This window comes from Neotamlana laminarinivorans (genome assembly GCF_020523925.1).
GTDB classification, from domain to species: Bacteria; Bacteroidota; Bacteroidia; order Flavobacteriales; family Flavobacteriaceae; genus Neotamlana; species Neotamlana laminarinivorans.
In genome coordinates this window covers 73,887-98,491 of record NZ_JAJAPW010000006.1, presented here as the reverse complement: position 1 = coordinate 98,491, position 24,605 = coordinate 73,887, and the positions used below count along the sequence as shown (strand labels likewise).

General features: G+C 32.0%; 23 protein-coding genes and 1 tRNA gene. 6 read left to right on the top strand and 18 right to left on the bottom strand.

Annotated elements, in window-relative coordinates:
* Positions 1-144: 144 nt before the first annotated feature.
* Entirely contained in the window at positions 145-540 is a 396-nt protein-coding gene (locus tag LG649_RS13370; RefSeq protein WP_226544324.1) for a hypothetical protein, read from the top strand.
* Here the strand turns inward: LG649_RS13370 and LG649_RS13365 are convergent.
* The 8 genes from LG649_RS13365 to LG649_RS13330 all read right to left on the bottom strand — a co-directional run bounded on the left by LG649_RS13365 (position 535) and on the right by LG649_RS13330 (position 5,901).
* On the bottom strand, positions 535-1,218 hold the full coding sequence (locus tag LG649_RS13365) for a porin family protein (protein WP_226544323.1): 684 nt from the start codon (positions 1,216-1,218) through the stop codon (positions 535-537). The two genes, LG649_RS13370 and LG649_RS13365, sit on opposite strands and share 6 nt — an antisense overlap.
* A gap of 322 nt (positions 1,219-1,540) precedes the next feature.
* Positions 1,541-2,014 (bottom strand): ExbD/TolR family protein, encoded by a 474-nt coding sequence (locus LG649_RS13360; protein WP_226544322.1) that lies wholly within the window; start codon positions 2,012-2,014, stop codon positions 1,541-1,543.
* Positions 2,015-2,034: 20 nt separating this feature from the next.
* Positions 2,035-2,619 (bottom strand): ExbD/TolR family protein, encoded by a 585-nt coding sequence (locus tag LG649_RS13355; protein WP_226544321.1) that lies wholly within the window; start codon positions 2,617-2,619, stop codon positions 2,035-2,037.
* 2 nt (positions 2,620-2,621) lie between these two features.
* Positions 2,622-3,053 carry a hypothetical protein gene (locus LG649_RS13350; RefSeq protein ID WP_226544320.1) on the bottom strand — a complete coding sequence of 144 codons (432 nt, stop codon included), beginning with the start codon at positions 3,051-3,053 and terminating at the stop codon, positions 2,622-2,624.
* A 26-nt stretch (positions 3,054-3,079) separates the two neighbouring features.
* On the bottom strand, positions 3,080-3,853 hold the full coding sequence (locus LG649_RS13345) for a MotA/TolQ/ExbB proton channel family protein (protein WP_226544319.1): 774 nt from the start codon (positions 3,851-3,853) through the stop codon (positions 3,080-3,082).
* Positions 3,854-3,927: 74 nt separating this feature from the next.
* A tRNA-Ser gene (locus tag LG649_RS13340) sits at positions 3,928-4,015 on the bottom strand.
* 80 nt (positions 4,016-4,095) lie between these two features.
* Positions 4,096-5,124, bottom strand: coding sequence for an asparaginase (locus LG649_RS13335; protein ID WP_226544318.1), 1,029 nt, complete (start codon positions 5,122-5,124; stop codon positions 4,096-4,098).
* A gap of 9 nt (positions 5,125-5,133) precedes the next feature.
* Positions 5,134-5,901, bottom strand: coding sequence for a TatD family hydrolase (locus LG649_RS13330; protein WP_226544317.1), 768 nt, complete (start codon positions 5,899-5,901; stop codon positions 5,134-5,136).
* 78 nt (positions 5,902-5,979) lie between these two features.
* Here LG649_RS13330 and LG649_RS13325 point away from each other — a divergent pair, with 78 nt between their 5' ends.
* Together LG649_RS13325 and LG649_RS13320 are read left to right on the top strand one after the other, a co-directional pair.
* A complete protein-coding gene (locus tag LG649_RS13325) occupies positions 5,980-6,420 on the top strand; it encodes a retropepsin-like aspartic protease (RefSeq protein ID WP_226544316.1) in 441 nt (146 codons plus the stop codon).
* Between the two features lie 31 nt (positions 6,421-6,451).
* Positions 6,452-7,081 carry a response regulator transcription factor gene (locus LG649_RS13320; protein WP_226544315.1) on the top strand — a complete coding sequence of 210 codons (630 nt, stop codon included), beginning with the start codon at positions 6,452-6,454 and terminating at the stop codon, positions 7,079-7,081.
* Between the two features lie 209 nt (positions 7,082-7,290).
* On the opposite strand, the gene LG649_RS13315 is transcribed toward LG649_RS13320, so the two are convergent.
* A complete protein-coding gene (locus LG649_RS13315) occupies positions 7,291-8,151 on the bottom strand; it encodes an OmpA/MotB family protein (protein ID WP_226544314.1) in 861 nt (286 codons plus the stop codon).
* A gap of 88 nt (positions 8,152-8,239) precedes the next feature.
* The gene (locus LG649_RS13310; RefSeq protein WP_226544313.1) at positions 8,240-10,507 is read right to left on the bottom strand and encodes an inorganic phosphate transporter; all 2,268 of its coding nucleotides are present in this window, start codon (positions 10,505-10,507) and stop codon (positions 8,240-8,242) included.
* A 279-nt stretch (positions 10,508-10,786) separates the two neighbouring features.
* On the opposite strand from LG649_RS13310, the gene LG649_RS13305 reads away from it, so the two are divergent.
* Positions 10,787-11,101 carry a toxin-antitoxin system YwqK family antitoxin gene (locus LG649_RS13305; RefSeq protein WP_226544312.1) on the top strand — a complete coding sequence of 105 codons (315 nt, stop codon included), beginning with the start codon at positions 10,787-10,789 and terminating at the stop codon, positions 11,099-11,101.
* A 79-nt stretch (positions 11,102-11,180) separates the two neighbouring features.
* Here the strand turns inward: LG649_RS13305 and LG649_RS13300 are convergent, their stop codons facing one another.
* From LG649_RS13300 to LG649_RS13290, 3 genes are all read right to left on the bottom strand, one after another.
* Entirely contained in the window at positions 11,181-14,069 is a 2,889-nt protein-coding gene (locus tag LG649_RS13300) for a TonB-dependent receptor (RefSeq protein ID WP_226544311.1), read from the bottom strand.
* Between the two features lie 70 nt (positions 14,070-14,139).
* Entirely contained in the window at positions 14,140-15,432 is a 1,293-nt protein-coding gene (locus LG649_RS13295) for an autotransporter outer membrane beta-barrel domain-containing protein (protein ID WP_226544310.1), read from the bottom strand.
* Between the two features lie 257 nt (positions 15,433-15,689).
* Positions 15,690-16,049: a carboxypeptidase-like regulatory domain-containing protein gene (locus LG649_RS13290; protein ID WP_226544309.1), complete on the bottom strand. Its 360-nt coding sequence runs from the start codon at positions 16,047-16,049 to the stop codon at positions 15,690-15,692.
* A 160-nt stretch (positions 16,050-16,209) separates the two neighbouring features.
* Here LG649_RS13290 and LG649_RS13285 point away from each other — a divergent pair, with 160 nt between their 5' ends.
* A complete protein-coding gene (locus LG649_RS13285) occupies positions 16,210-17,550 on the top strand; it encodes a deoxyguanosinetriphosphate triphosphohydrolase (protein WP_226544308.1) in 1,341 nt (446 codons plus the stop codon).
* A gap of 108 nt (positions 17,551-17,658) precedes the next feature.
* On the opposite strand, the gene LG649_RS13280 is transcribed toward LG649_RS13285, so the two are convergent.
* Both LG649_RS13280 and dxs read right to left on the bottom strand, forming a co-directional pair.
* Positions 17,659-19,236 (bottom strand): glycoside hydrolase family 30 protein, encoded by a 1,578-nt coding sequence (locus LG649_RS13280; RefSeq protein WP_226544307.1) that lies wholly within the window; start codon positions 19,234-19,236, stop codon positions 17,659-17,661.
* Positions 19,237-19,360: 124 nt separating this feature from the next.
* Positions 19,361-21,112 carry a 1-deoxy-D-xylulose-5-phosphate synthase gene (gene dxs, locus LG649_RS13275; protein WP_226544306.1) on the bottom strand — a complete coding sequence of 584 codons (1,752 nt, stop codon included), beginning with the start codon at positions 21,110-21,112 and terminating at the stop codon, positions 19,361-19,363.
* A gap of 39 nt (positions 21,113-21,151) precedes the next feature.
* On the opposite strand from dxs, the gene LG649_RS13270 reads away from it, so the two are divergent.
* A complete protein-coding gene (locus LG649_RS13270) occupies positions 21,152-21,601 on the top strand; it encodes a nucleoside deaminase (RefSeq protein ID WP_226544305.1) in 450 nt (149 codons plus the stop codon).
* Between the two features lie 256 nt (positions 21,602-21,857).
* Here LG649_RS13270 and LG649_RS13265 read toward each other — a convergent pair whose 3' ends face one another.
* The 3 genes from LG649_RS13265 to LG649_RS13255 are packed head-to-tail and all read right to left on the bottom strand — an operon-like array spanning position 21,858 to position 24,603.
* Positions 21,858-22,097 (bottom strand): hypothetical protein, encoded by a 240-nt coding sequence (locus tag LG649_RS13265; protein WP_226544304.1) that lies wholly within the window; start codon positions 22,095-22,097, stop codon positions 21,858-21,860.
* An 8-nt stretch (positions 22,098-22,105) separates the two neighbouring features.
* Positions 22,106-23,890, bottom strand: a complete 1,785-nt coding sequence (locus LG649_RS13260; protein ID WP_226544303.1) for a chloride channel protein — start codon at positions 23,888-23,890, stop codon at positions 22,106-22,108.
* An 11-nt stretch (positions 23,891-23,901) separates the two neighbouring features.
* Positions 23,902-24,603, bottom strand: a complete 702-nt coding sequence (locus LG649_RS13255; protein WP_226544302.1) for a DUF6503 family protein — start codon at positions 24,601-24,603, stop codon at positions 23,902-23,904.
* Between the last annotated feature and the right edge of the window lie 2 nt (positions 24,604-24,605).

Sequence of the window (24,605 nt, the reverse complement as noted above, 5' to 3'; positions counted from 1 at the left end):
ATTTTTTATTTTTCTAAGTCTCCAAGGTATTTTCAATATAACGTTGTAAAAGGTAAGCTAATAGCATTGTTTATATTAACAATATTATTACCAATTTTAATTTATTTTATTTTAAAAATTTTAAACAAAGTAAACACAATAAAATTGGAAACAGCCAGAGAGCGTGTTTATCCTTTAATAGCAAATGGTGTTATTATATTAATGATATTAAAGCATATTCTATCTCCTTCGCAAGATTTAGAGTTGTATTTCTTCTTTTTAGGCATACTTATATCAACAATGGTGTGTATAGTGCTTGCAATTGTTAACTTTAAGGCTAGCATACACATGTTAGCTATATCTGGGCTATGTATGTTTTTTATTGCTTTGAGTATACATTATAGCATAAATATAAATGCTACTATAGCTCTTATGTTTTTGTTAATAGGTGTTATTGCTACATCTAGACTTCATGAAAAAGCTCATAACTACATAGAGTTAATTATTGGTTTATTTATCGGTTTTATACCACAACTTATATTAATAAATTATTGGTTATAATATATAAAATATCAAACCGAGTTTAATATCACTCATATCAAGCTTATTTTCATCAATTGTAGCGTTTTTAAAAACAGATTTTAGACCATAATAAGCATAAAAATTCCAAGTACTATATCCAGTACTTAAATATAATCCATATCTAAATTTATTAAATTCTGATATATTAGAGTATTTAATTTCCCCTAAGTCTCCCTTGTATTTAGTGTTATTTAAAAGCATATAGCCAACTTTAAAACCTGCATATATACGCCAAAAATTGTAGTCTGTAGCTGTAGAGGTTCGCCACCTAAATTCAATAGGTAATTCAATTAAATGGTTAGAAAACTTATTTTTAATAAAATCATCTTCATCTATAATCTCATAAACAAAGTTATCCACTTCTTTATTTATCAATAAGTTTTGATTAAATGAATTAGTAGAATAACCCAAACCCAAACCTAAAGCCAGATTACGACGCTTATTTATTGGCATATCTTTTATAAAACCAATATGAAAACCAATAGAGAAACCAGATTGAGATAAATCATCCGGGACATTATTCAACACATTATATGTAATGGCAGCATAAAACTGATCTTCTTTATATAAAGAATCTATAACTTTATTTGAATTGTCTTCTTGAGACAATCCTTCAAAAAATAACAGAGAAGATATAAAGGCAAAAAAATACTTCATTTATAAACTAAAAGTATATCATTAAGTTGTTTTTTTATATGGAAATTTTAAACCGTTAAAAACAGCTGCCTGAAATTGGCTTTTCTATACAATTTCCGGCACCATAGCATACTGTTTCTGTTTCACATTCAACATTCTCTTCTTCGCAGCATAATAAATTCAAAAAAAGTATAACCACAAAAGTATATTTTAATGTAATAAGTAGTACTCTCATAATTTTACGTATAAATTAATACTTTAAATAAATAGATAGTTAATTAAAAAATTAAAAGGCGTTTTGAAACATACAAAACGCCTTTTAAATAAAATTAAGAATGTAAAATTATTGGTTAAGCACACTACCTTTTTTAGTAGTATAATTAATTTTTAAAGCATTAACTTTACGTAGTTCTTGTTTAATATCACCAACAATACCCATGTTGGTTTCGCCATCTACTTTTAACGCTGTGGTTAAAAATGGCACTAATTCTTCACGTTTTGATGCACGCTCTGCTGCTATAAATGATGCAATTTCACTAACGCTAGCAAAGTCATCATTTAATTGTATTCTTGCTTGTGAACCGTATTGCTTGTAGTTAGCACTTGGTTTACCTGCATAAATATACATTACCAAATCTTTTTTATCTAACTTTTCTACTTGATCTGCAAAAGGTAAATTATTTTCAATCTTTAAGGTATTTTGCCTCATTACAGTGGCAACCATAAAGAAGAATAAAAGCATGAATACAATATCGGGTAACGATGCTGTAGAAATTGCTGGCAAATCGCCTCCTTTTTTCTTTTTAAATTTAGACATATTTATGTTAAATTTTAATGTTATTGAACTTCAGAAAGTTTTTGTGGATACTCTTCCTTAATTTGGTCGATTTGATCCTTTAACTTCGCTTTATTACCAGGCCAATTTACATCGTTAGCATTTGCTTCCATTTCTGTAAATGACATACCATAAAGAGCTTCAGCTCTTTTATTTCTTAAAACATTATATGCCGCAACAAGCTCATTTTGTACAGAGATATACTGCTTATAAGAAGTCTCACGTTCGTTTTTTAAAGAAATAATAGCTTTTGTTGGATTATCAGAAGAATCAGGATTTCTTTTACCTTTACAGTAACTACAAGATCCATCTCCTCCATTATCTAAAAAATCTATGGCTGCTTGTCTTAAGTCTTTAATTTCCATTATTTCATCTTCAACAAGTAATTGATCATTACCATTTAATAAAACAGTAAAGATATTTTTTTGTTTGATGACTGGTGGTTCAGTTTCCTCTATTGGAGGTAATTTTCTGTTTAAACCAGAATCCACCTCAATAGTTGTTGTTACCAAGAAGAAAATTAATAATAAGAAAGCAATATCGGCCATAGAGCCTGCATTTACTTCTGGTGCTGCTCTTTTTGCCATAATTATTTATTTAATATTTTTTTTGCTCCACCTACTAACATTGATCCAATTGCTAAAACTGCTAAAATGTAAAAAGCAATTAAACCTGCTCCAACAGTTTTAGATGTAGATTCTGTTACATCTGATCCTTTTTGAATAAAAGGTTGTAGGTCTAAATCTGATCCTGATGACACTCCAAACGAGATAGCTATAATAACTAAAAATGCACCTACCGTTAGTAAAGTTTTTTTAATATCGCCAGAGAAAAGCCCTTTAATTACAAAGACTAACACAAGCGCAATAACTATTGCTAATACGGCATAAGCTACATATAGTATATTACCGCTAAGACCTTTCGCAGCATCCTCGTCTGAGCCAATTATCATTAGTGCAAAAATGGCACCAATAATGGCTAGAGCGAAAGCTACTATTTTTAATACTTTATGTAAATTCATAACTTGTTTTCGTTTTAATTATATTATTATTTTTTGTGTCTAATTAATAGATCCATTAACGTAATAGAAGCATCTTCCATATCGTTAACAATGCTATCAATTTTAGCAATAATATAATTGTAGAAAATTTGAAGAATAATAGCCACAACAAGACCAAATACAGTTGTTAAAAGTGCTACTTTAATACCACCAGCTACTAAAGATGGTTGCATATCACCTGCTGCTTCAATTTTATCGAATGCTTGAATCATACCAATTACCGTACCCATGAAACCTAACATTGGTGCAAGAGCGATAAATAATGAAATCCAAGACACGTTTTTCTCTAATTGCCCCATTTGAACGCCACCGTAAGCTACAACAGCTTTTTCTGCAGCTTCTATACCTTCGTCAGTTCTATCTAAACCTTGGTAATAAATTGATGCGATAGGTCCTTTTGTGTTTCTACAAACTTCCTTAGCTGCTTCAACTCCACCTGATGCTAAAGCATCTTCAACTTTTTGAGTTAATTTTTTTGTGTTTGTAGTAGAAAGATTTAAAAAGATAATTCTTTCAATTGCAATTGCTAACCCTAAGATTAAACATAACAATACAATTCCCATAAATTCTGGCCCACCTTCAATAAAACGCTTTTTTAATTCTTGGTGAAATGTTAAGCTTTCTTCGGCAGGAGCTTCATCTTCTTGTGTTGCCGTTACTACAGTGGTTGTAGCGGCTGTTGTGTTTGCAATTGTAGTTGCATTTGCAGTTCCGAATACCATCATTCCTGTAATGGCAAGGATAGAAAATAATCTTTTCATGTTCTAGTTTCTTAATTTTATTAGTTAAAGTGTTAAAGATAAAAAAAATAAAGTAATAAAAAATAAAAAATCAGCAGAGAGGAAGGGATTCGAACCCTCGATACCCTTTTGAGGTATACACACTTTCCAGGCGTGCGCCTTCGACCACTCGGCCACCTCTCTTTATTATTTTAAGTTACCTTAATTTTTGGAGGCTCAAATAACGAAAAAATCTTTTAACTCTAAAATTTTAAGAGTTAATTTTAAGTGATTTCTCCTCGTAAACTAGTTTCGTATATGGTTTTGAAGCTTTTACCTGAAATATTTTGTCCTAACAAGTACATTGTTTTTGCTATAGCTGCTTCGGTAGTAATATCTTTGCCAGAAATTACACCTGCTTTTATTAACTCTCTACTTGTTTCGTAATGCCCCATAATTACACTTCCACCACTACATTGCGTTATATTAATAATATGTATACCTTTTTTAATGGTTTGGGTAATTAAATTAATAAACCATGCTTCTGTTGTACAATTTCCTGCTCCGTAGGTTTCTATAATTACTGCTTTTAGGTTTTTAATATTAAAAATACTTTGAAAAACCTGAGGAGAAATGCCTGGGAAAATTTTAATTATGGCAATATTGCTATCTAGGTTTTTTCGAACTATAAGATTTTTGTTTAAACTAGACCGAAACAAATATTCTTTATTTATTTTTAAGTGCACACCAGACTCTGCCAAATCAGGATAATTTAATGAAGCAAAGGCCTGAAAATGTTCTGCATTAATTTTGGTAGTTCTATTACCTCGATACAATTTGTATTCAAAATATAAACAAACCTCTTTTATTAATGGTTTGTGGTTTTCTTGTTTTGATGCTATTTGAATAGATGTTATTAAATTTTCTTTAGCATCGGTTCTTAAATCTCCTATTGGTAATTGAGATCCTGTGAATATTACTGGTTTTGCTAAATTTTCTAGCATAAAACTTAATGCAGATGCAGAATAACTCATGGTGTCGCTACCGTGTAAAATAACAAAACCATCAAAAAGCGTGTAATTATCCTCGATAATTTCGGCCATTTGCACCCAATACTCTGGCTTCATGTTACTGGAGTCTATAGGCTCATTAAAGGATACTGTATCTATATTACAATCTAATAGTTGTAACTCAGGTATTTTTTCAAGTAGATTTTTAAAATCGAATGCTTTTAACGCTCCTGTTTTAAAATCTCGAATCATACCAATAGTCCCTCCGGTATATATAAGTAGTATGTTTGGTTTTTTATTCATTTAGAGTTATTAAATACCAAAAACAGTCTTAGAGTTTTGCGTGGTTATATTTGCCAATTCCTCTGTAGATATATTATATATAGAAGTCAATTTTTCTAAAACCTTTAGTATATATGCGCTTTCGTTTCGTTTACCACGATATGGTGTGGGGGCTAAATATGGTGAATCGGTTTCTAAAACAATGTGTTTTAGATTAATTTTATTTAAAAATTTATCAATTTTTCCATTTTTAAAAGTGGAAACTCCACCAATACCCAACTTCATGTTATAAGATATAGCTTGTTGTGCTTGCTCAAAATTACCAGTGAAACAATGAAAAATACCGAATAAATCTGTGTCTTTTTCTTTTTCTAAAATATCAAAAACTTCATTAAAAGCTTCTCTGCAATGTATAACAATTGGTAATTTATGCTTTTTTGCTAACCAAATTTGATATTGAAAAGCTTCCTGTTGAATACCTAAAGTACTTTTATCCCAATACAAATCAATACCAATTTCTCCAACAGCATAAAATTTATGAGATTTTAACATATGTTCTACATGCTGCAATTCTTTTTTGTAATTATCTTTTACATGTGTAGGGTGTAAACCCATCATTAAAAAAACATTTTCTGGAAAATCTTTTTCAAGCTGAAGCATACTTGAAGTATAACTAGAGTCTATAGCTGGAATAAAAAACCTAGAAACACCATTATTAATGGCACGATTAATCATTTCTATTCTATCTTCGTCAAATGCTTCACTGTACAAATGAGTGTGCGTGTCGGTAATAATCAAATTAATATTTTAATAGTTATAAATACGTTAGTACAAAAATAAATGTTTTCATGTTTATATTTGTTTAAATTTTATTTAATGGTTTCACTTCAAAATTATCTCCTAGAAAAAGGTTACTCTAAGGTAAAATTACACCTTACTAAAACCAATCATTTTGAAATTAAAGCTTCTATTAATAATAAATCGGGTTTATTTATTTTAGATACTGGCGCCTCTAACTCTTGTGTTGGCTTTGAAGCAATAGACACTTTTAAACTAAAAGCTGAAGATTCCATTATTAAAGCCGCAGGTGCTGGGGCTACAAACATGAGCGCTAAAATGTCTAAAAAAAATAAGGTTAAGATAGGTAAATGGAGTAATAGCAAAATCGCACTTGTTTTATTTGATTTAACTCATGTAAACACAGCATTGAAAGATCACAATTCTAAACCTGTAGATGGTATAATTGGGGCAGATATCTTAAAAAAAGGTAAAGCCATAATAGATTATGAAAAGAAATATCTATATTTAAAACTGTAAATAATAGCACAACATATTCCCTCACTAATTAATGGCAAACTCTATTGTAATTGCAGACGATCATCCTTTGATGCTACGTGGACTTACCGAATTTTTAAATTCGAAAGGATTTAATATTATTGGTAGTGCTACAGATGGCAAAAGCGCATATAATCTAATAATTAAAGAAAAACCTGATATAGCTGTTCTAGATATTAGCATGCCTTTCATGACGGGATTAGAAATCGCTGAAAACTGCAAAAAAAACGACTTAGAAACTAAAATAATATTAATAACTTTTGATAAGGAAGAAGAGCTATACGACAAAGCAAAATCTTTTAATGTTTATGGATACATTTTAAAAGAGTTTGCCATTGAAGAAATTGAAGCTTGTATAAATAGTGTAATTAACAATGTACCTTATTTTAGTGAAGAAATCGCTTCATACCTGCAAAACAACCATAAAGAACAACCTAAAGAAATTAAAAACCTTACTAAAACTGAATTAAAAATAGTTAAACTAATTGCTTTAAATAATACAAGCCAAGATATAGCCTGTGAACTTTCTATTTCTGTAAGAACAGTAGATAAACACCGAAGCAATATTGTTGCAAAACTTGGCTTGGATAATAAACCTACGTCGTTATCTATTTGGGCTAATTTAAACAAATCGTTTTTATAAAAATACGTATATGTACGTATTTTTATAACCAATTAAACAACATATCTTTACATTGCTATTAATTAGTTCTTAGGGAGAATTATAAAAAGGTTCTAAACGGTTTCGTTTAGGCCTTTTTTATTTAGATATTTAAGCAGATATTACTAAAAATAAAAAAACATCTTCAAAAAAATATTTGAAGATGCTTTTTAATTAATGGATGTAACTAATTAATCTAGAATATTTTCTGCTAAAGAGTTATTATTCTCTGCCATTAAAGCAAAAAACTTATCAATATTTGGTAAAATTATAATGCGAGTTCTTCTATTTTTGGCTCTATCTTCAGCGTTGTCGTTACTTGCAATTGGCTGATAGCTACTTCTACCTGAAGCTATCATTTTTTCTGGGGATACGTTGTATTTATCTTGAAGCTTTCTAACCACCGATGTTGCCCTTAATACACTTAAATCCCAGTTGTCTGAAACTTTTGCTGTACTTATTGTTCTTGCATCTGTGTGCCCTTCAATCATTACATCTAAACTAGGCTCAGAATTTATAACGTCTGCTAATTTTTTTAGTACACCATCTGCTTTAGTACTTAATTTATAGCTTCCAGTATTAAAAAGCATATTATCTGCAATAGAAATCATAACTACTGTTTCGTTAATATCTACCGCAAAATCATCATCTTCATTTATATTACTATCGTTTATAGCTTTTTCAAGGTTATAAGCAACAGCTAAATTCATAGAATCTTTTAAAGTTTTTGCTTTGCTTAATTTTTCGGAGTCTACATTTCTTAAAGTTGCACGCATTTGAGTTTTAGCATCATTTGAAATAACTGTACCGCTTTCAGCTACTTCTAATTTTGAGTTGCTTTCTTCCTTAAGAGACATTATTTTATCGTTGTAATCGGCAACACGAGCTTCTATTTTAGCAAATTTAGATTCTAAATCTTCTTTAGCTACTTTAGTTTTTAGTAGTTCGCTTTTTATTTCACCATTTTCCTGCTCAAGTGCTATATATTTTTTCTTTGAAACGCATGACAATGTAAATATGGTTACAAGTAATAAAACTAAAATGTTTTTCATAATAATTTGTTGTTAATTGTTTTTTATTAGTTACGCAGAAAAAACAATTACAGATGTTCAAATTATTATTTTATGATTTTTTTAATAATTACTCTTTTATAGTTGCAGGCTCAACTGTAGCGTCGTGTGCTTTGTAATACTCTTCTAAAAGAGTCATCGTAGCCTTAAGTAAATCTTTAGTTTCCAACAAAATACTAAAATACAAGGTTGTGTTTTTTGGACTAGACTCTTCGGTACGTGTTCGCTCTACTTGTTTTTGTATTTTATCGTTTAGTATTTTAAAAACTTGTTGTTTTTTACTTAAAACCAAACCAATTTCTTCAAAAGAATGTGAATTAAAAGATACTTTTGTTTTCTCTAAAACTTCATTTAATACAATATCTACTTCTTTTAATTCTTTTATTTGAGTGAATTTTAATTTTTTATGATTGTTATTTACGTGCTTGTAGCTAACATTAGATATGTATTCTAAAGATTGTGTGAAATCCTGAAGCAAGCTTAAAATGGTTATGTAAAAGTTACTAGCATTAGCACTAGGCTCATCTAACTTTTTAATAAAATAGAAAATGTTATCACGTAATTCTTCAATTTCGTTAGAGAGCTTGTTAATGTTACTTTTATTCTTTTTTAATGATTTTAAATTATGAGTTGCCAAACCATCTATAGCACTATTGTATATTTTGTTTCCTCGTTTAACAACATTCGCTATGTTATGAGCACTCTCTACTATTACACCTTGAGTTGAACTACTTTCGGCCTTTTTAAGACTATCTTCAGCCTTTTGTTCTTTAGCTTTTTTACTATGCGATATTGAGTTTCTAACCAATAATATTGCGGCTATAGTTAAAAGCGCTGTTAACGCATAACCTCTACCATAATATAATATTAAAGCCATAATTGCTGCCGCTACAAAAGCACTTAAAGCTGTAAAAAACCAGCCTCCAATAACATTTAAAACACCTGCTACCCTATAAACTGCACTTTCGCTACCCCATGCTCTATCGGCTAAAGATGTACCCATAGCAACCATAAAAGTTACATAAGTTGTGGATAATGGTAACTTCATTGAAGTTGCAATAGATATTAAAACACTAGCTACCATTAAGTTTACTGCTGCTCGAACTAAATCGAAAGCTGGTAAATCTTCTTTTTTAACTAGTGGAGAGATAACCGCTTTTTTAAATTGACTTTCTATTTTTTGTTTATATGAATTTGGAAGTATGTTATTGAAACCATCTGATATTGCAATACTGTACCTTACTATGCTTCTTGACAAGAAATTGGGCTCGAATCGCTCCTGCCCTTCGTCCTGCCTAGATAAATCTACAGAAGTTTTTACTACCGAGCGTGCTTTACTTGAAAACCAAAGTGTTAAAACCATAATTATACCTGCAATCAATAATAAATACGGTTTTGTTTGCACAGGCTCTGTTAATGCTAACATTGGAAAATGTTGTGGTAATATATTTGTTACAGACCAAGCCTCATAAGAATTAAAAGCAGCAATTGGCACTCCAATAAAGTTAACTAAATCGTTACCAGCAAAGGCTACAGCTAAAGCAAAAGTTCCTACTATAATTATTATTTTATAAATGTTTGTTTTTAAAGTAACCATTACCAAAAGCGACAAACAGGTAAAAACAAAAAATCCAATTCCAATTATAGCCCATGGATTATGAGAAATAAAGTCTTTAACCACATCACTCATAAACGTAGCGTTTTTTATACCTTTTATTAAAATAAAATACATAATAGAGGTTATAGCAAAGCCACTAAAAACCGCACCATAAACTTTAGGTTTTTTATTAAAATTAAAAGACAACAACAACCTTGAAACAAATTGAATAATAGCACCAACACTAAACGCAACTACCACAGAAAGCAAAATACCTAATATTATTTCTATAGCCTTTTCGTTATTTATATAGTTTCCTAAATCTAATATAGACTGATTTTTATCTGCTGTAATTTTTATTATAGCAACACTTACAGAAGCTCCTAATAATTCAAAAACTATTGATACCGTTGTAGAGGTAGGTAAACCAAGTGTATTAAAAAAGTCGAGCAACAAAATATCGGTGAGCATAACTGCCATGAAAATAATCATAATTTCATCGAACATAAACTCACCAGGGTTAAATATACCTTTTCTTGCCACTTCCATCATTCCGCTAGAAGACAAAGCCCCAAGTGCAACTCCTAAACTAGCCACTATCATTATAGTTTTAAAAGAAACCGCTTTTGAACCTATTGCAGAATTAAGAAAATTAACTGCATCGTTACTAACTCCAACAACTAAATCGGCAGCTGCTAATACAGCTAAAGCCACTAACATATAGATGTAAATATCTCCCATAAATCATTAAAAATTATAAAGCAAATGTCTCATTTTAAATTGAACTCTATGTTAACCAAATGTTATGTTCTGCTAATAAAATAAATAAAAAACAACTATATTTACGACAACTTACCACAAATTATAGACTAACAGCGTATTACAAATTTAAAAACATTAAAAACCTAAAAATCAGCTAATTAAAAGGTTAATGTAAATTTAATGTTAACTAAATGTGTTTTTATTGTAAAATTTATATATATTTGTAAAAAATTCGTACAACAATTAAACCCCAATATTATGAAAGCATTATTAACATTTGCAATGGCAATGTTCGTTTCATTGACTTTTGCACAAAAAGAAAAAAAATTAACACTAAACGAAGAGACTAACTTAATTGATGTTGTTTATTACCATAATAATGGAGAAGTTAGCCAGACAGGTTCGTTTACCTTAGATGGAAAACTAGAAGGTAACTGGATTAGTTATGACAAAGAAGGTAACAAACTAGTATCTGCTTACTACAGCAATGGAAAAAAAGTTGGTAAATGGATACATTGGGTTAATGGTAAAAAGAAGTTTGTTAACTACAATAACAACGTAGCATCTTTATAATATTAGCTTAAATATTAGTGTAAAGAAAAGGCCTAAAGCATATAAACTTTAGGCCTTTTTTAATTTAACACTTTATTATTTAGAATTTTAATGAATATCCTAAAGAAAATTCTGTTCCTGGTTGTCTTAAAGAAAATGTTTGATTCTGTGCGTTATACGATTCGTAAGCACTCTCTCTTTCATCTCCTAAAATATTATTTACTTTAAAAGATATTGAAGATCTTTTCTTTTCTCCTAAAGTAACATTAGATGTAAAATTTAAACTATGAAATGGTTGTGTATAAACATCTGGGAAAAATCCTGTACCTACAATTTCCAAAGTTTTACCTTGCACATTATAGAATAATCCTGCTCTAAGATCTGTTTCTACAAAATCATAATCTAAACCTACATTAATTAAGTAAGGCGACATACCTTGTAAATCACGAATTCTGTCAACACTTTCACCGGTTTTAAGCACACCTTCGGCAGTACGTAATTGATATTCAAACTCAGACATTTCTAGTTCAGACTTTGTATAGGATGCGTTAGCTGTAAGTTTTAAATTAGACAAAGATTCTGATAGAAAACCAAAATTTTGACGAAACTCTAACTCTGCACCATAAACTTTAGAATCACCTAAATTAGCTACAGTAAATTGTGGTGAAGCCGAACTTGTGTTAGGCATAAATACAATTTCTATAGGGTCTTTAAATGATTTATAAAATCCACTTATGGCAATCATTTGCCCTTCTTCTCTAAAAATTTCATATCTTAAATCAAAGTTACTAATGTAACTTGGACTAATAGGATCGTAAATAACTCCACCATCAGAATCAAATTTACCAAATCCATTACCTAAAAAGGTGTCATTAGTAACAGGATCGTATATTTGAGCACTAGATGCTTCTTTAAAAGATGGTCTTGCTGTTGTACGAGAATATGATGCTCTTAAATTAGATTCTTCTGTTAAAGCATAAATTAAATTAGCCGAAGGATAAAAATCTAATTCATCAATAATATTTTCTCGAGTATAAGACGTTCCATCATTTTCTTCACCTGTATAGTATTGAGAATAATATTCTGTACGAACTCCTAAAACACTTTTAAGTTTTTCTGAAAAGTTAAATTCTGCAGAAACATAAGTAGCACTTACTTGCGATTCTCCTTCGTAAGAGTTTGATGGCTCGTAAACATTCTCTAAGTTTAAGTATGTACCTTCACCAGTATCTGGAGTCCAGATATTCTCTTCTAATAGTAATAAATTACTATCCCCATTTGGAACAATTAAGTCTGTTGAAGTAAAAGAGTAATTATCAATAGTAAAATCTCTAAACTTATAAGTATGAGCACCACCAAACTTAACTTTAGCAGGTCTATTAAAAATGTTTACTTTTTTAGTAAAATCTGCTTTACCTGTCCAGTTCTCCTCCGATAAATTTCTCCATAATTGTAACGGATAACTAGAAGCACTTGGTGAAATAAAATAATCACCATCATCACTAATTTGTAATGGTGTAATTCTATGATCTTTATCGTAAACACCAGTAAAGGTAGGGGCAAATTTCCAATCGAAAGTCCAATCATTTTCTGCTCCCATATTGTGAGAACCTGCAATTAACAAATTACTAATAGAACGTTGTGTATATAATAGACCATCTTTTACAACAGGCTCGAAGGCACCAACACCACCACTGGTATTAATTTGTTGCTCTAAGAAGTTTGAGGTTGTCTCTCCATTTTGAATATGTAAAAAGTTAACCTTGTATTTAGATCGGTTAGTTTTATATGCAACCCCAACTAAACCACTTAAAAGTACAGTATTTATACTTTCAGAACCGTTACTTAATCTATTTCCATCTAATTCAAAAATGTCTTCAGATCCAGAAGTAACACGTCTAGTATAACGACCATCAATTCTTTCGTCGTAAAAAGTAACATCGTTTTTGTATGAAACGGCAACTTGATAACCTATTTTATCATCGTTTTTTAAAGCATATTGATTACCTAAAGTAAAGCCTAAATCAAAATTAGCTCCATTAGTAAAATTATCTGCTTTAAGTTGTTTCTCAAAACGATTTGTTAAGCTTGTTAATAAAGTTCTATTTTCAAAAGTACCTGGAATTGGCTGGTATCGGTTTATTGGTAAACTTCTAGTTCCATCATCGTAACCAAAAATATCTGTATCACTTCCTTCATACTTAAGCGCATCGCTATTAAAGTGCATACTAGGGTTGTAAGCAGCACCTAAAGAAATTGAATATTCGGCTTTTGTAGGAAAATCTTTTGTAATTACATCTACAATACCACCTGTAAAATCTGCTGGATGCTCTGCTGCTGCAGATTTTACTACTACAATATTATCAATAATATTTGTAGGGAATACATCCATTTGTACGGTGTTTCTATCTGGATCTAAACCAGGAATATCTACACCATTTAAAATAGACTTGGAGTATCTATCTCCAAGACCTCTTACATAAACATACTTACCGCCTTGCACAGAAACACCTGGAACACTTTTAACAGCACTAGCTACATCGCCAGCTCCAGTTTTCTTTATACTTTGTGCCGACATAGCATCTAATAAAGTAACTGATTTTTTTTGAAGCGCTAAAGCTGCAGATTCAGTATTTCGCTGTACACTTGTTGTTATTACAATTTCATCTAAAGCATTAGAAGCTAATGAAATATCTAAATTAGTAACCTGACCTGCGTTTATTACAACACCACTAATTTCTTTAGTTTCGTAACCTACAAAAGAAAAGATAATGTTATAAGTACCCGCATCTAAATCCATTTGGTATTTGCCATCAAAATCTGAAGTGGTACCTGTTGTAGTTCCTTTAACCAATATATTAGCAAATGCAAGGGGCTCATCGTTATAGTCGCCATCAATAACCTTACCAGCTAAGACACCAGTTTGTCCGTAGGCTACATTAAATAATCCTATTACAAATAGAATAAGAACTATTGAAATATTTTTCATAAATGAGTTTTATAAACAACTGCTCACCTTGTGAGCAGTTGTACTTATTTTGTTAAATAATGGTTTTTTATTAGAAGTCTACATTTTCAGCTGTATAAGTCCAGCCTAAAACTGTAGTAGTAGCTCCAACTGTTTGACTTCCTTGAGTAACAGCAGTAGCTTCAGAACCTAAACCTGTTACAGTTACAGTTTCTGCGTTGTTTTTAAATATGCTTGTAACATCTGTAACGCCTGAAGGTAAAACAATTTCCCAGTTACTCATAGTAACTAAACCAGCGTTATAGTTTGTTGCAACACCATCATTATCTAACTCAACATCAGATGAATCTTTAAATCCGTATGCATAAACATTGTTTACATGTCCTTGAGCATTACTTCTCCAATCTGCATACTCACCGTTAGCAGTTGTAGTATTACCAATCATTGTTAGGTCATTAATAGTGAATTCACCATCTAAAGAACCTTCAGGACCATCAATTTCTAAACCGTGATCTGAAGCATCACCTAAAATAACAACAGCATTTGTAATAGTACCAGAGTAAGCTTGGTCGATATCTAAAGCATCATCACCTTGTGCCCACACTAATAAGTTTGAAGCATTAACAGTACCACCGAAAAACTCGATACCATCATCTACGTTAGCTACAACTTCTACATTATCTATAGTAGTTCCTGAACCAACACCACCAAGAGTTAAACCGTTAATTTCGTTTCCTTCTCCTAATAAAGCACCACCGTGACGGATAGAAACATATTGTAAAGTACCTGAGCTATCAGCATCATCAAAAGATTCACCAGCTTCTAAGTCAACACCGTATAAACCAAAGGTATCGTCAGCAGCAATTCCTTCAATGTTTGCAAGACCTGTATCACCTGCTACCGAAATTGTTGCTTTTCCTAACATGATGATTCCTCCCCAAAGACCTCTGTGACTCTCGTCTAAGTTTGGCCCTGAAGTTTCACCTGGCTCAATTTCATCACTTTCAGAAGTAAAAATAATTGGAGCATCAGCAGTACCAACAGCATTAATTTGAGCACCTCTTGCAATAATTAATGCAGAAGATAAAGAACCTGTACCAGCCCTACCTTTTATAATAGTTCCTGGCTCAATAGTTAAAGTTACACCTTCTTGAACTACAACTTTTCTATCTAAAACGTAAACGTTGTCAGCTGTCCAAGTATCATCTAAAGCAATACCTCCAGAAACCACAATTGTTTCATAATCAGTATCACCATCAGTATCACCGTCATTGTAATAGTTATTAGTAACCTCCTCGATAACAATAGGAGTATCATCATCTTGTAAACATCCAGTAAATATTAAAGCAGATGCGGTTAAAAAAGTTAAAAATGATTTTTTCATGAGTATTAAATTTTTTAGATATTTTTTGATTTTGTTGATTTAAAATTCTGCTGCAAAGAAACTACCACACACTTAATAATGTGTTACGACAAGATTAAAGAACAGTAATAAAAAGGTTAGTTTAATGTTACCTAATTAATAATAGTTGTTTTTTAGTAACATTAAATTAACATATAACTTCTACTATATATATTTAAATAAAAAGAAGCATCATAAAAATGATGCTTCTCGGTATATATTAAATTGATTGTAATTATCTAATTTTCTGCTTTCACTAAAGCGTTTGCTAAATCTTCAAATGAAATAGTTTTAGTTTGAAGCGATACTTTTATTATTTGCTTATTAAATGCTTTTTTATCCACTATTACCTCTTTATCTTCATAACCAGTAAAAGAAAAAACTAGTGTATAGATCTCCTCTCCTAAAGTCTCTATACTAAAAACACCTTCAGAATCTGTAAATGTTTTCACTCCAGTTTCTTTAATAAAAACCTCAGCAAATGCTAAAGGCTCAGTTTCAAAATCAGCATCAACCAAAGTACCTGATAACAAACTAGTTGTTTGCGCTTGTAAAAATGCAGTTATTGCAAAAAATAAAACGAAAATATATTGCTTCATAAGTTGAATTAATAATTCAACAACAAAGAAAAAGTAAGTTTCAGAACTCAATGTTACTAAATCATGAATAAAAGTTAATCATATCTTTACCTTAATGTTAAGAAGTTTTTAGCCGTGTTTTTCACGAATATGTTATCTTGCTTTTATTAAACACCAAAACATGAACTGGGAACAATTATTATCGTTAAAACGCTTTGGCGATACCGCAGAACGTTTACGTATAACACAGGACGAAACCCGATTGGGTTTTGAAGTTGATTATGACCGTATTATATTTTCTTCTGCCTTTAGAAGCTTACAAGACAAAACACAAGTAATACCTTTATCTGAAACCGATTTTGTTCACACAAGACTCACGCACAGTTTAGAAGTTAGTGTTGTTGGGCGTTCTTTAGGACGTTTAGCCGGAAAAAAAATATTAGAAAAATACCCAGAACTACAATACGAACTAGGCTATAAAGCCAACGATTTTGGAGCTATCGTGGCTGCAGCAGCTCTAGCCCACGACATTGGTAATCCACCTTTTGGACATTCTGGAGAAAAAGCTATTGGCGAATTTTTTATAAATGGTGAAGGCCAAAAATATAAAAATGAATTAACACCAAAAGAGTATCAAGATTTATGCGAGTTTGAAGGCAATGCTAACGGATTTAAAATTTTAACTGAAAGTCGCAAAGGTCGCGAAGGTGGATTAAGACTAAGTTATGCAACCTTAGGCGCTTTTACAAAATACCCAAAAGAGTCGCTTCCAAAAAAACCAACAGCGCATATTGCCGATAAAAAATATGGTTTTTTTCAAAGTGAAAAAGAAGCCTTTATCGATGTGGCCAATAGTTTAGGCTTACAAAAACGAAGCGAAACAGACATTAGTTTTTCAAGACACCCATTAACTTTTTTAGTTGAAGCCGCCGACGATATTTGCTATACTATAATAGATTTTGAAGACGGCATAAACCTAGGACTAATACCCGAAGAATTTGCTTTGGAATATTTATCTAAAATCACCCGACACAACATTAAACCCGAAAACTACTACAGCCTAACAACACCCGAAGATAGAATTGGCTACCTGCGTGCTTTAGCTATTGGAAGCCTAATTGACGATGCTGTAAATGTATTTATGGACAATGAGGACGCCATTCTAAAAGGAGAATTCAATTGTGCACTCTTAGACAAAAGTAAATACGACGCACAAATAAAAGATATAATTAAAATTAGCGTAGACAAAATATACCAATCAAAGGATGTAATTGACAAAGAAATCGTGGGCTACGGTGTTATAAAAACCTTGTTAAACGCTTACACGCACGCCGTAAACAACACTTTTAAAAGCCAAGCTTCAAATTACGATAAGCTTATTTTAAAAAGTTTGCCCACTAGTTTGCAAACCAACCAAACCAGTTTGTACAAGCGTTTGTTAAGTGTTTGCCATTACGTCGCATCCTTGTCCGACAGTAAAGCCATTTTAGAATATAAAAAAATAAAAGGGATTGGATTTTAAAATTGTTGGGCGTTACCACAAGGGTCGCGCTTTCGCTAGTCGCTTCCTCCTCCGTCGGCGAGCTCCAACAATAGCTCAATCCCTAACGCAAAACACCGTGTCTTAAAATTAAGGCTTTATACAAATAGTCTGCATAGCTCTGGGGCTAATTTGAACAGTTTCGGTAATAGCCTTCAATTTCAATTCTAAATTTTGCATCACAGTAGTTTTATTATAAACCACAATACAAATAGTGCCATCTGTGTTTTTTGCTGCAGTGTAAATAACACCATCAACTTTATCACCTTTAACCTCAATTCTTTTAGCACCAGGACGAATAAATTTACTAAAATGACTTAATAAATAATATAACGGTGTATAAATAACCTCATCTGTAACCGGATTTATTAAAACTGGTGCACTATTAAAATTATCATAAGGGTTTGGCTGCCCCTTATTACTTAATATCATACACCATTCAACATAACCCTGTACACCATGATTTAAATCTGTAATAATGTCGTAAGCATAAGTATCAAAAGGAACAAAAACACCTGCGTAATCAGTGCTTTCTCTCCAATATTGCCCAATCGGATCGTTTGCATCAATATCAATACTCGATTCTGAATGAATAATACCTTTACTTGGCCATTTCTCTGCTAATTTATCTAATTCATCAGCGAAATAATTATTGTCCTCTAATTCGGAATTTGCATACCAGTGAAAAGCTGTTCCCCAAACATATTTTGCGGCTTCAGGATCATTATATATTGTATTAACATAATCATTCATTGTAGATTTATTATGATCGTATATCAAAATACGTAAACCTTCATTTAAGTTTTCGAGGTTTACATGTGTGTCTTCAACCAGTTGAGGCCCTAGATAATAACGCAAAAAATCACGCCCTTGTTCTGCGGTAAACCCATTACTATCCCATCGTGCATCATGCGAATGTAAAGGCTCGTTTTGAGGTGTTAAAGCCCAAATATTAATACCTTGCTTCTTGTATTCTGAAATATATTTAGAAAGATACTTTGCCCAAACACTATAATACTCTGGCTTTAAAAAACCATTTGTCATTTCTGAAGTTTCATTTGTTTTCATCCATGACGGCGGACTCCAAGGAGATGCTATAATTTTAAAATTCGCTCCAGAAATATCTTGCGCTTCCTTAATCATGGGAATTAAATCATATTCAGGCGTTACAAGCTCTACACCTCGAACTTGATCATTTTCTTCTCCAGAAAACCCTTTTAAATCTTCATTAATACTGAATGCAGAAAGTGTTTCATCGCCATCATCAATATAGGTATAGTGGTTATTAGAATAGTCACTACTATTAATATGCGTTCGTGTTAACGAAAATCCAGCACCATCAGTTGGACTAAAAAGTTTGCTCAATACTTCCTTACGAAGTTCCACAGGAATTGTTGCTAAATTCCAAGCAGAAGACTCTGTAAACGAGGCTCCAAAACCATAATATTCTTGGTGTAATTCGTTTGTGTTTAACTCTAAGTGTATAGTCTGAAAGTTATTAGATACTTTAGTATTATTATAATTACAAATTAACTTTAAGTTATCTCCAGCTTGCGAAGTTTGATAAACTTTTATTGTGTAATCCTTTTTGTTAGAGCATCCAGAAAAAACAATTACAAAAGAAAAAAATATTACTAATGGAAAATTAAATGAAAGTTTAAACGTCATGTTATTTAGTTATTTAAAAATTGGTGGTTAGTTGGTAATAAATGTATCAGCTAAAAGTAAGCTAAAAAATAAACAAATTCAAGTTAGCGGAATTAATAGTTCTTCAAATTAAAAACAGAAAAAATCATAAAAACTTTAAAAAGAATGCTTTTAAACTATTAACATCTAAACCAACTAATCGCTGTAAATCATCAACACTACCATGTTCAATAAAATTATCGGGAATACCTTTAACTTTAATGGTGTTTTTGTAATTGTATTTTGCAGCAAAATCTATAATTGCAGATCCAAATCCTCCTTTTACACTATTATCTTCAACCGTAATTATGGTACTATATTTTTTAAAGATGTCATGTAGTAACTCCTCATCAAGCGGTTTTACAAAACGCATATCGTAATGCGAAACTTCTAAATTTTCAATCGTATTAGCAATGTTGTTAGCAATGGTTCCAACACTTAAAACAGCTAGGTTTTTCCCTTGTTTTAGCTGTTCGCCTTTTCCAATTTCAATAGGTTTAAACGGTAATTTCCAATTAAGCATGTTTCCAGTTCCGCGAGGATAACGAATAGCGATGGGTTTATTTAAACCCAATTGGGCAGTGTACATGATGTTACGCAACTCAACCTCGTTTCTTGGTGCAAAAACAATAAGGTTTGGTATGCAATTTAAATAGCTTAAATCGAAAACACCATGATGCGTAGCACCATCTTCACCAACCAAACCGGCACGATCTAAACAAAAAATTACAGGCAATTTTTGCAAAGCAACATCATGAATTATTTGGTCGTAAGCCCGTTGTAAAAAGGTCGAATAAATATTACAAAACGGAATTAAACCTTGAGTTGCCATTCCTGCAGCCAGAGTAACGGCATGTTGTTCGGCAATACCAACATCGAAGGCGCGTTCCGGCAATTCTTCCATCATGTATTTTAAAGAACTTCCAGTTGGCATTGCAGGCGTAATTCCAACAATATTTTCATTTAGCTTAGCCAATTCAACTATGGTTTCGCCAAAAACGTCTTGAAATTTAGTGTAGCCGGATTTAGTTTTTGGTATAATTTCACCTGTTATGGCATCAAATTTACCAGGCGCATGATATTTTACTTGGTCCTTTTCTGCTTGTTTTAAACCTTTGCCTTTAGTGGTAATTACATGTAAAAATTTAGGGCCTTTTATGGTTTTTAATCGGTTTAATTCAGAAATAAGTGCTTCTAAATTATGCCCATCAACAGGTCCTGAATAGTTAAAATTTAAGGCTTCAAAAATATTATCTTGCTTTTGTGTGCCTTTTTTAACATTGGTTAAGTACTGTTTTAACGCTCCAACACTTGGGTCTATACCAATAGCATTATCGTTTAAAATTACGAGTAAATTCGCATTGGTAACTCCGGCATGATTTAAACCTTCAAAAGCCATTCCGCTAGCAATACTGGCATCGCCTATTACAGCAATATGATGTTTATTATCGCCTTTTAACTGTGATGCAATAGCTATACCTAAAGCTGCAGAAATGGAGGTTGACGAATGCCCAACACCAAAAGCATCGTATTCACTTTCTTCTCGTTTTGGAAAACCGCTAATACCATTTATTTGCCTGTTGGTATGAAAAACTGCTTTTCGGCCAGTTAAAATTTTATGGCCGTAAGCTTGATGGCCAACATCCCAAATAAGTTCGTCTGTTGGTGTGTTAAACACATAATGCAAAGCAATTGTAAGTTCTACAACACCTAAACTCGCTCCTAAATGGCCTTGTTTTGTTGCTACAATGTTTATAATAAACTCACGTAACTCTTGGGCAAGTTGAGGCAAGTCCTTTTGATTCAAAAGACGTAGTTCTGTAGGTGATTGTATTTGATTTAAAATTGAATTTTGCACAACGCAAAAGTACAAGTTTGAATTTGTATTTTTGCTATCATGATAAAACCTTTTGACGACACCTATTTTATGAAAAAAGCTTTGCAGGAAGCCGAAGCTGCTTTTGATAAAGGTGAAATTCCTGTTGGTGCTGTTATTGTAATAGAAGATAGAATAATTGCCCGCTGCCATAATTTAACAGAAACCTTAAACGATGTTACGGCCCATGCCGAAATGCAAGCTATTACGGCTGCAGCAAATTTTTTAGGCGGAAAGTATCTTAAAAAATGTACACTTTATGTTACTTTAGAGCCTTGCCAAATGTGCGCTGGAGCTTTGTATTGGAGTCAAATTGGGAAAATTGTTTATGGCGCTCGCGATGAAGAACGCGGCTGTATAAATTTAAACACTAAATTACACCCAAAAACTAAAATGACTGGTGGCATTTTGGCCGAAGAAGCATCGAGATTATTAAAACGTTTTTTTGTAGAAAAGCGTAACCTTAATTAATATATTTTGTCAGATTGAGCTCAGTCGGGACCTAATTGATATTTTTGTTGCGAACCTTTCGACTGCGCTCAAGGTGACAATTACCTGTTTCATTGAGTTTTTAGCTGTTTTTTATGAGTTTTATATCGAACTTAGGTAATTAGTCTATTATAATGTTGGTGGCTGCGTTAGCGATGGAATGGCCTGTTTGAGCTCACCGACGTAGGAGGTAGCGAGTAATGACAGCGCGACCCTTGGGTAACGCCCAAAAAAATAATTAAAGTTTACGTTTGTCGCCTTCACGTTTTCGCATGGCTTCTAGATTTTCTTTGGTGAGCATATAATCTTTTACATCTTTATCTTTCCAGTGGCGATAAGAAAACATTGGGATGACTACAAAAAATAAGGCAACTACACCAAAACCTATGAGCTTTTCGGAGTAAGGGACTTGTAAAACGAAGCCACAAATAATGCTTGCTAATGCTGCAAAAAAGATGATGCCTATTAAATACTTCATGCTATTAATTAAGATTTTGTAAAATTAATTAATTCTCGGCGATATACCGTAAGTAGTTTGGATTTTGACACAAAGCCCATGTATTTATTGTCTTTTATTACGGGTAAATTCCAAGCGTTTGAGTCTTGAAATTTCGCCATAATTTTTTTCATGGAATCGTTATTGTAATCGATTATATCTGGCGGGTTGTGCATTAAATCGTCTACGAAAGTGGTATTATAAAGTGATTGATTAAACATGATGTCTCGAACATCGTCCAATAAAATAATACCGACTAAAGCATTATCATCGTCGACCACCGGAAATAAATTTCTAGTAGATTTTGAAACGCCTTGGTGAAGCATATCGCCTAAACTCATTTCTGGTTTTAAGGGTATAAAATTGGTTTCTATAACTTTATTTATATCTAAAACCATAAGCACGTTTTGGTCTTTATCGTGAGTCATTAACTCGCCACGCTGTGCTAGTTTTAAGGTGTAAATAGAATGTGAAATATAGTATTTTGTTATAGCAAACGATATGGCTGACACTAACATAAGCGGCACGAAAAGTTCGTAGCCACCGGTAATTTCAGCAATTAAAAATATAGCAGTAAGTGGCGCATGTAAAACCCCTGCCATTAACCCTGTCATACCAATTAATGTGAAATTAGATTCTGAAACATGAAAACCTAAACCTATATTATTTACAATTTTAGCAAAGGCATTACCTAAAGCGCTTCCCATAACTAGTGTAGGAATAAAAACTCCACCAACACCGCCAGCACCAAAAGTAGTTGTCATGGCTATAGCTTTAAAAATTGAAATACCTAAAAGCAGCGCTATAACTATCCAGATATTATTTAAATCTAACTCGAAAGGAGTTGTACCAATAGCAGCAAGATGATCGCCTTTAAGTAAGTTGTTCATTATACCATAACCTTCACCGTAAAGAGGTGGAATAAAATATAAGATGGTTCCGATAGCTAAACCGCCAATAAGTAATCGTTTTGCTCTGCTTTCAAATTGTTTGAAAAAATTGGTAATGGCGAAAAATACTTTTGAAAAATAAACCGATGCAAAAGCGGTTACTAAACCTAAAATGATATAGAAAGCAATATCGTTTATTTGAAATTTATCGGTTAACTCGAAACGCAATAAAAAATCGGTGCCTAAGAAAAAATATGAGGTTATTACCGCTGAAACCGATGCTAACAGCAACGGAATTAAAGATGCAAAAGCAACATCTAAACTAAATACTTCAACCGCAAAAATAATGGCGGCAATTGGTGCTTTAAACATACTTGCCATAGCTCCGGCGGCGGCGCAACTAATAAGCAACATGCGGGTATTCGCATTTACGTGTAATAAACGCCCTAAGTTAGAACCTAAAGCTGATCCTACACTTACGGCAGGACCTTGCAACCCTACCGAACCACCAAATCCTGCAGTTAGTGGTGCTGTAATTAATGAAGCATAAATATTATACCTAGGAATGATGCCTTTTAACTTTGAAATAGCATGTAATGTTGAAGAAATACCATGACCAATATGCTTTTTTAACCAAGTTTGTTTTATAATATAAACCAATAAAAGACCTATAATTGGAAAAATAAAATAGAGCGAGTTTTGGTAGTTTTTAAATAAATCGATTTCGAAAAGCAACCTAATGTAATGGGTGATGTTTCTTAAGGTTACAGTGCCTAATCCTGCTAAAAACCCAACGATTACACTAAGAATATATACAAAATTTCGTTCGGAAATATGTTTGTATTTCCAAATTAAAAAATTTCGTAATAGTTGGTTAAATTTCATGAAGCCTCAAACTAATTTAAAATATCGGTTCCTAAATGTTTGTCGTCTTTATTCATGTACCAAGCTCTTATTTTTGGCATTTTTATACTACTGATTACTTTCTCGTCAGATAACAAAATGTATTCACCATCATTTTTACTTTCATCATGATAAAACTGATACACTTCCATAGCATAAGTAACCTTATTAAAATAAAAATACCAAGTGTCCTTACCAACATTTTTATCGTAAGTGGCTTTTAAAACTAAGTATGATTTTCCTTTAAAGATTTTGTCTTCAACTTTTTCATGAATAATAGTGCCCTCATCTTTAAGCTTCATTGGTAAACCGTATAGGTAGCTGTAATAGTTTTTATAAAGCAATGCGCGCTTTTTACTTAATTTGTTTGCTTTTAAAATGGCTTCGGAAGGATTTTTTTCTCCATTAAATCCAATAATAACACTATCCTTATCAACTATATATTCTACAACCTTACCTTGTGCTTCAGCTTTTACTGAAAAATATTCGTTAGGTAAATCAATATAAATTTTACTTTCTCGATTAGGTTTTTCAGGAATGTCCATCGTTATTTTTAAGGAATCGGAAAAGGTTTCCCAGTTTCCTTCTGGATCGTGATACGCAATGGCTTTATCTAACAACTCGGTTCCTGTTATATCTTGAGAAAAAACAACTAATGAAAATAAAAGTGTAGCACAAAGTAAAAGTTGTTTCATGG

What these genes read in the sequence shown, in the direction of transcription:
- LG649_RS13365 (WP_226544323.1), bottom strand. Translation starts at nt 1,218, where the DNA reads ATGAAGTATTTTTTTGCCTTTATATCTTCTCTGTTATTTTTTGAAGGA.
- LG649_RS13360 (WP_226544322.1), bottom strand. Translation starts at nt 2,014, where the DNA reads ATGTCTAAATTTAAAAAGAAAAAAGGAGGCGATTTGCCAGCAATTTCT.
- LG649_RS13355 (WP_226544321.1), bottom strand. Translation starts at nt 2,619, where the DNA reads ATGGCAAAAAGAGCAGCACCAGAAGTAAATGCAGGCTCTATGGCCGAT.
- LG649_RS13350 (WP_226544320.1), bottom strand. Translation starts at nt 3,053, where the DNA reads ATGAATTTACATAAAGTATTAAAAATAGTAGCTTTCGCTCTAGCCATT.
- LG649_RS13345 (WP_226544319.1), bottom strand. Translation starts at nt 3,853, where the DNA reads ATGAAAAGATTATTTTCTATCCTTGCCATTACAGGAATGATGGTATTC.
- LG649_RS13335 (WP_226544318.1), bottom strand. Translation starts at nt 5,124, where the DNA reads ATGAATAAAAAACCAAACATACTACTTATATATACCGGAGGGACTATT.
- LG649_RS13325 (WP_226544316.1), top strand. Translation starts at nt 5,980, where the DNA reads ATGGTTTCACTTCAAAATTATCTCCTAGAAAAAGGTTACTCTAAGGTA.
- LG649_RS13320 (WP_226544315.1), top strand. Translation starts at nt 6,452, where the DNA reads ATGGCAAACTCTATTGTAATTGCAGACGATCATCCTTTGATGCTACGT.
- LG649_RS13315 (WP_226544314.1), bottom strand. Translation starts at nt 8,151, where the DNA reads ATGAAAAACATTTTAGTTTTATTACTTGTAACCATATTTACATTGTCA.
- LG649_RS13310 (WP_226544313.1), bottom strand. Translation starts at nt 10,507, where the DNA reads ATGGGAGATATTTACATCTATATGTTAGTGGCTTTAGCTGTATTAGCA.
- LG649_RS13305 (WP_226544312.1), top strand. Translation starts at nt 10,787, where the DNA reads ATGAAAGCATTATTAACATTTGCAATGGCAATGTTCGTTTCATTGACT.
- LG649_RS13300 (WP_226544311.1), bottom strand. Translation starts at nt 14,069, where the DNA reads ATGAAAAATATTTCAATAGTTCTTATTCTATTTGTAATAGGATTATTT.
- LG649_RS13295 (WP_226544310.1), bottom strand. Translation starts at nt 15,432, where the DNA reads ATGAAAAAATCATTTTTAACTTTTTTAACCGCATCTGCTTTAATATTT.
- LG649_RS13290 (WP_226544309.1), bottom strand. Translation starts at nt 16,049, where the DNA reads ATGAAGCAATATATTTTCGTTTTATTTTTTGCAATAACTGCATTTTTA.
- LG649_RS13285 (WP_226544308.1), top strand. Translation starts at nt 16,210, where the DNA reads ATGAACTGGGAACAATTATTATCGTTAAAACGCTTTGGCGATACCGCA.
- LG649_RS13280 (WP_226544307.1), bottom strand. Translation starts at nt 19,236, where the DNA reads ATGACGTTTAAACTTTCATTTAATTTTCCATTAGTAATATTTTTTTCT.
- LG649_RS13270 (WP_226544305.1), top strand. Translation starts at nt 21,152, where the DNA reads ATGATAAAACCTTTTGACGACACCTATTTTATGAAAAAAGCTTTGCAG.
- LG649_RS13265 (WP_226544304.1), bottom strand. Translation starts at nt 22,097, where the DNA reads ATGAAGTATTTAATAGGCATCATCTTTTTTGCAGCATTAGCAAGCATT.
- LG649_RS13260 (WP_226544303.1), bottom strand. Translation starts at nt 23,890, where the DNA reads ATGAAATTTAACCAACTATTACGAAATTTTTTAATTTGGAAATACAAA.
- LG649_RS13255 (WP_226544302.1), bottom strand. Translation starts at nt 24,603, where the DNA reads ATGAAACAACTTTTACTTTGTGCTACACTTTTATTTTCATTAGTTGTT.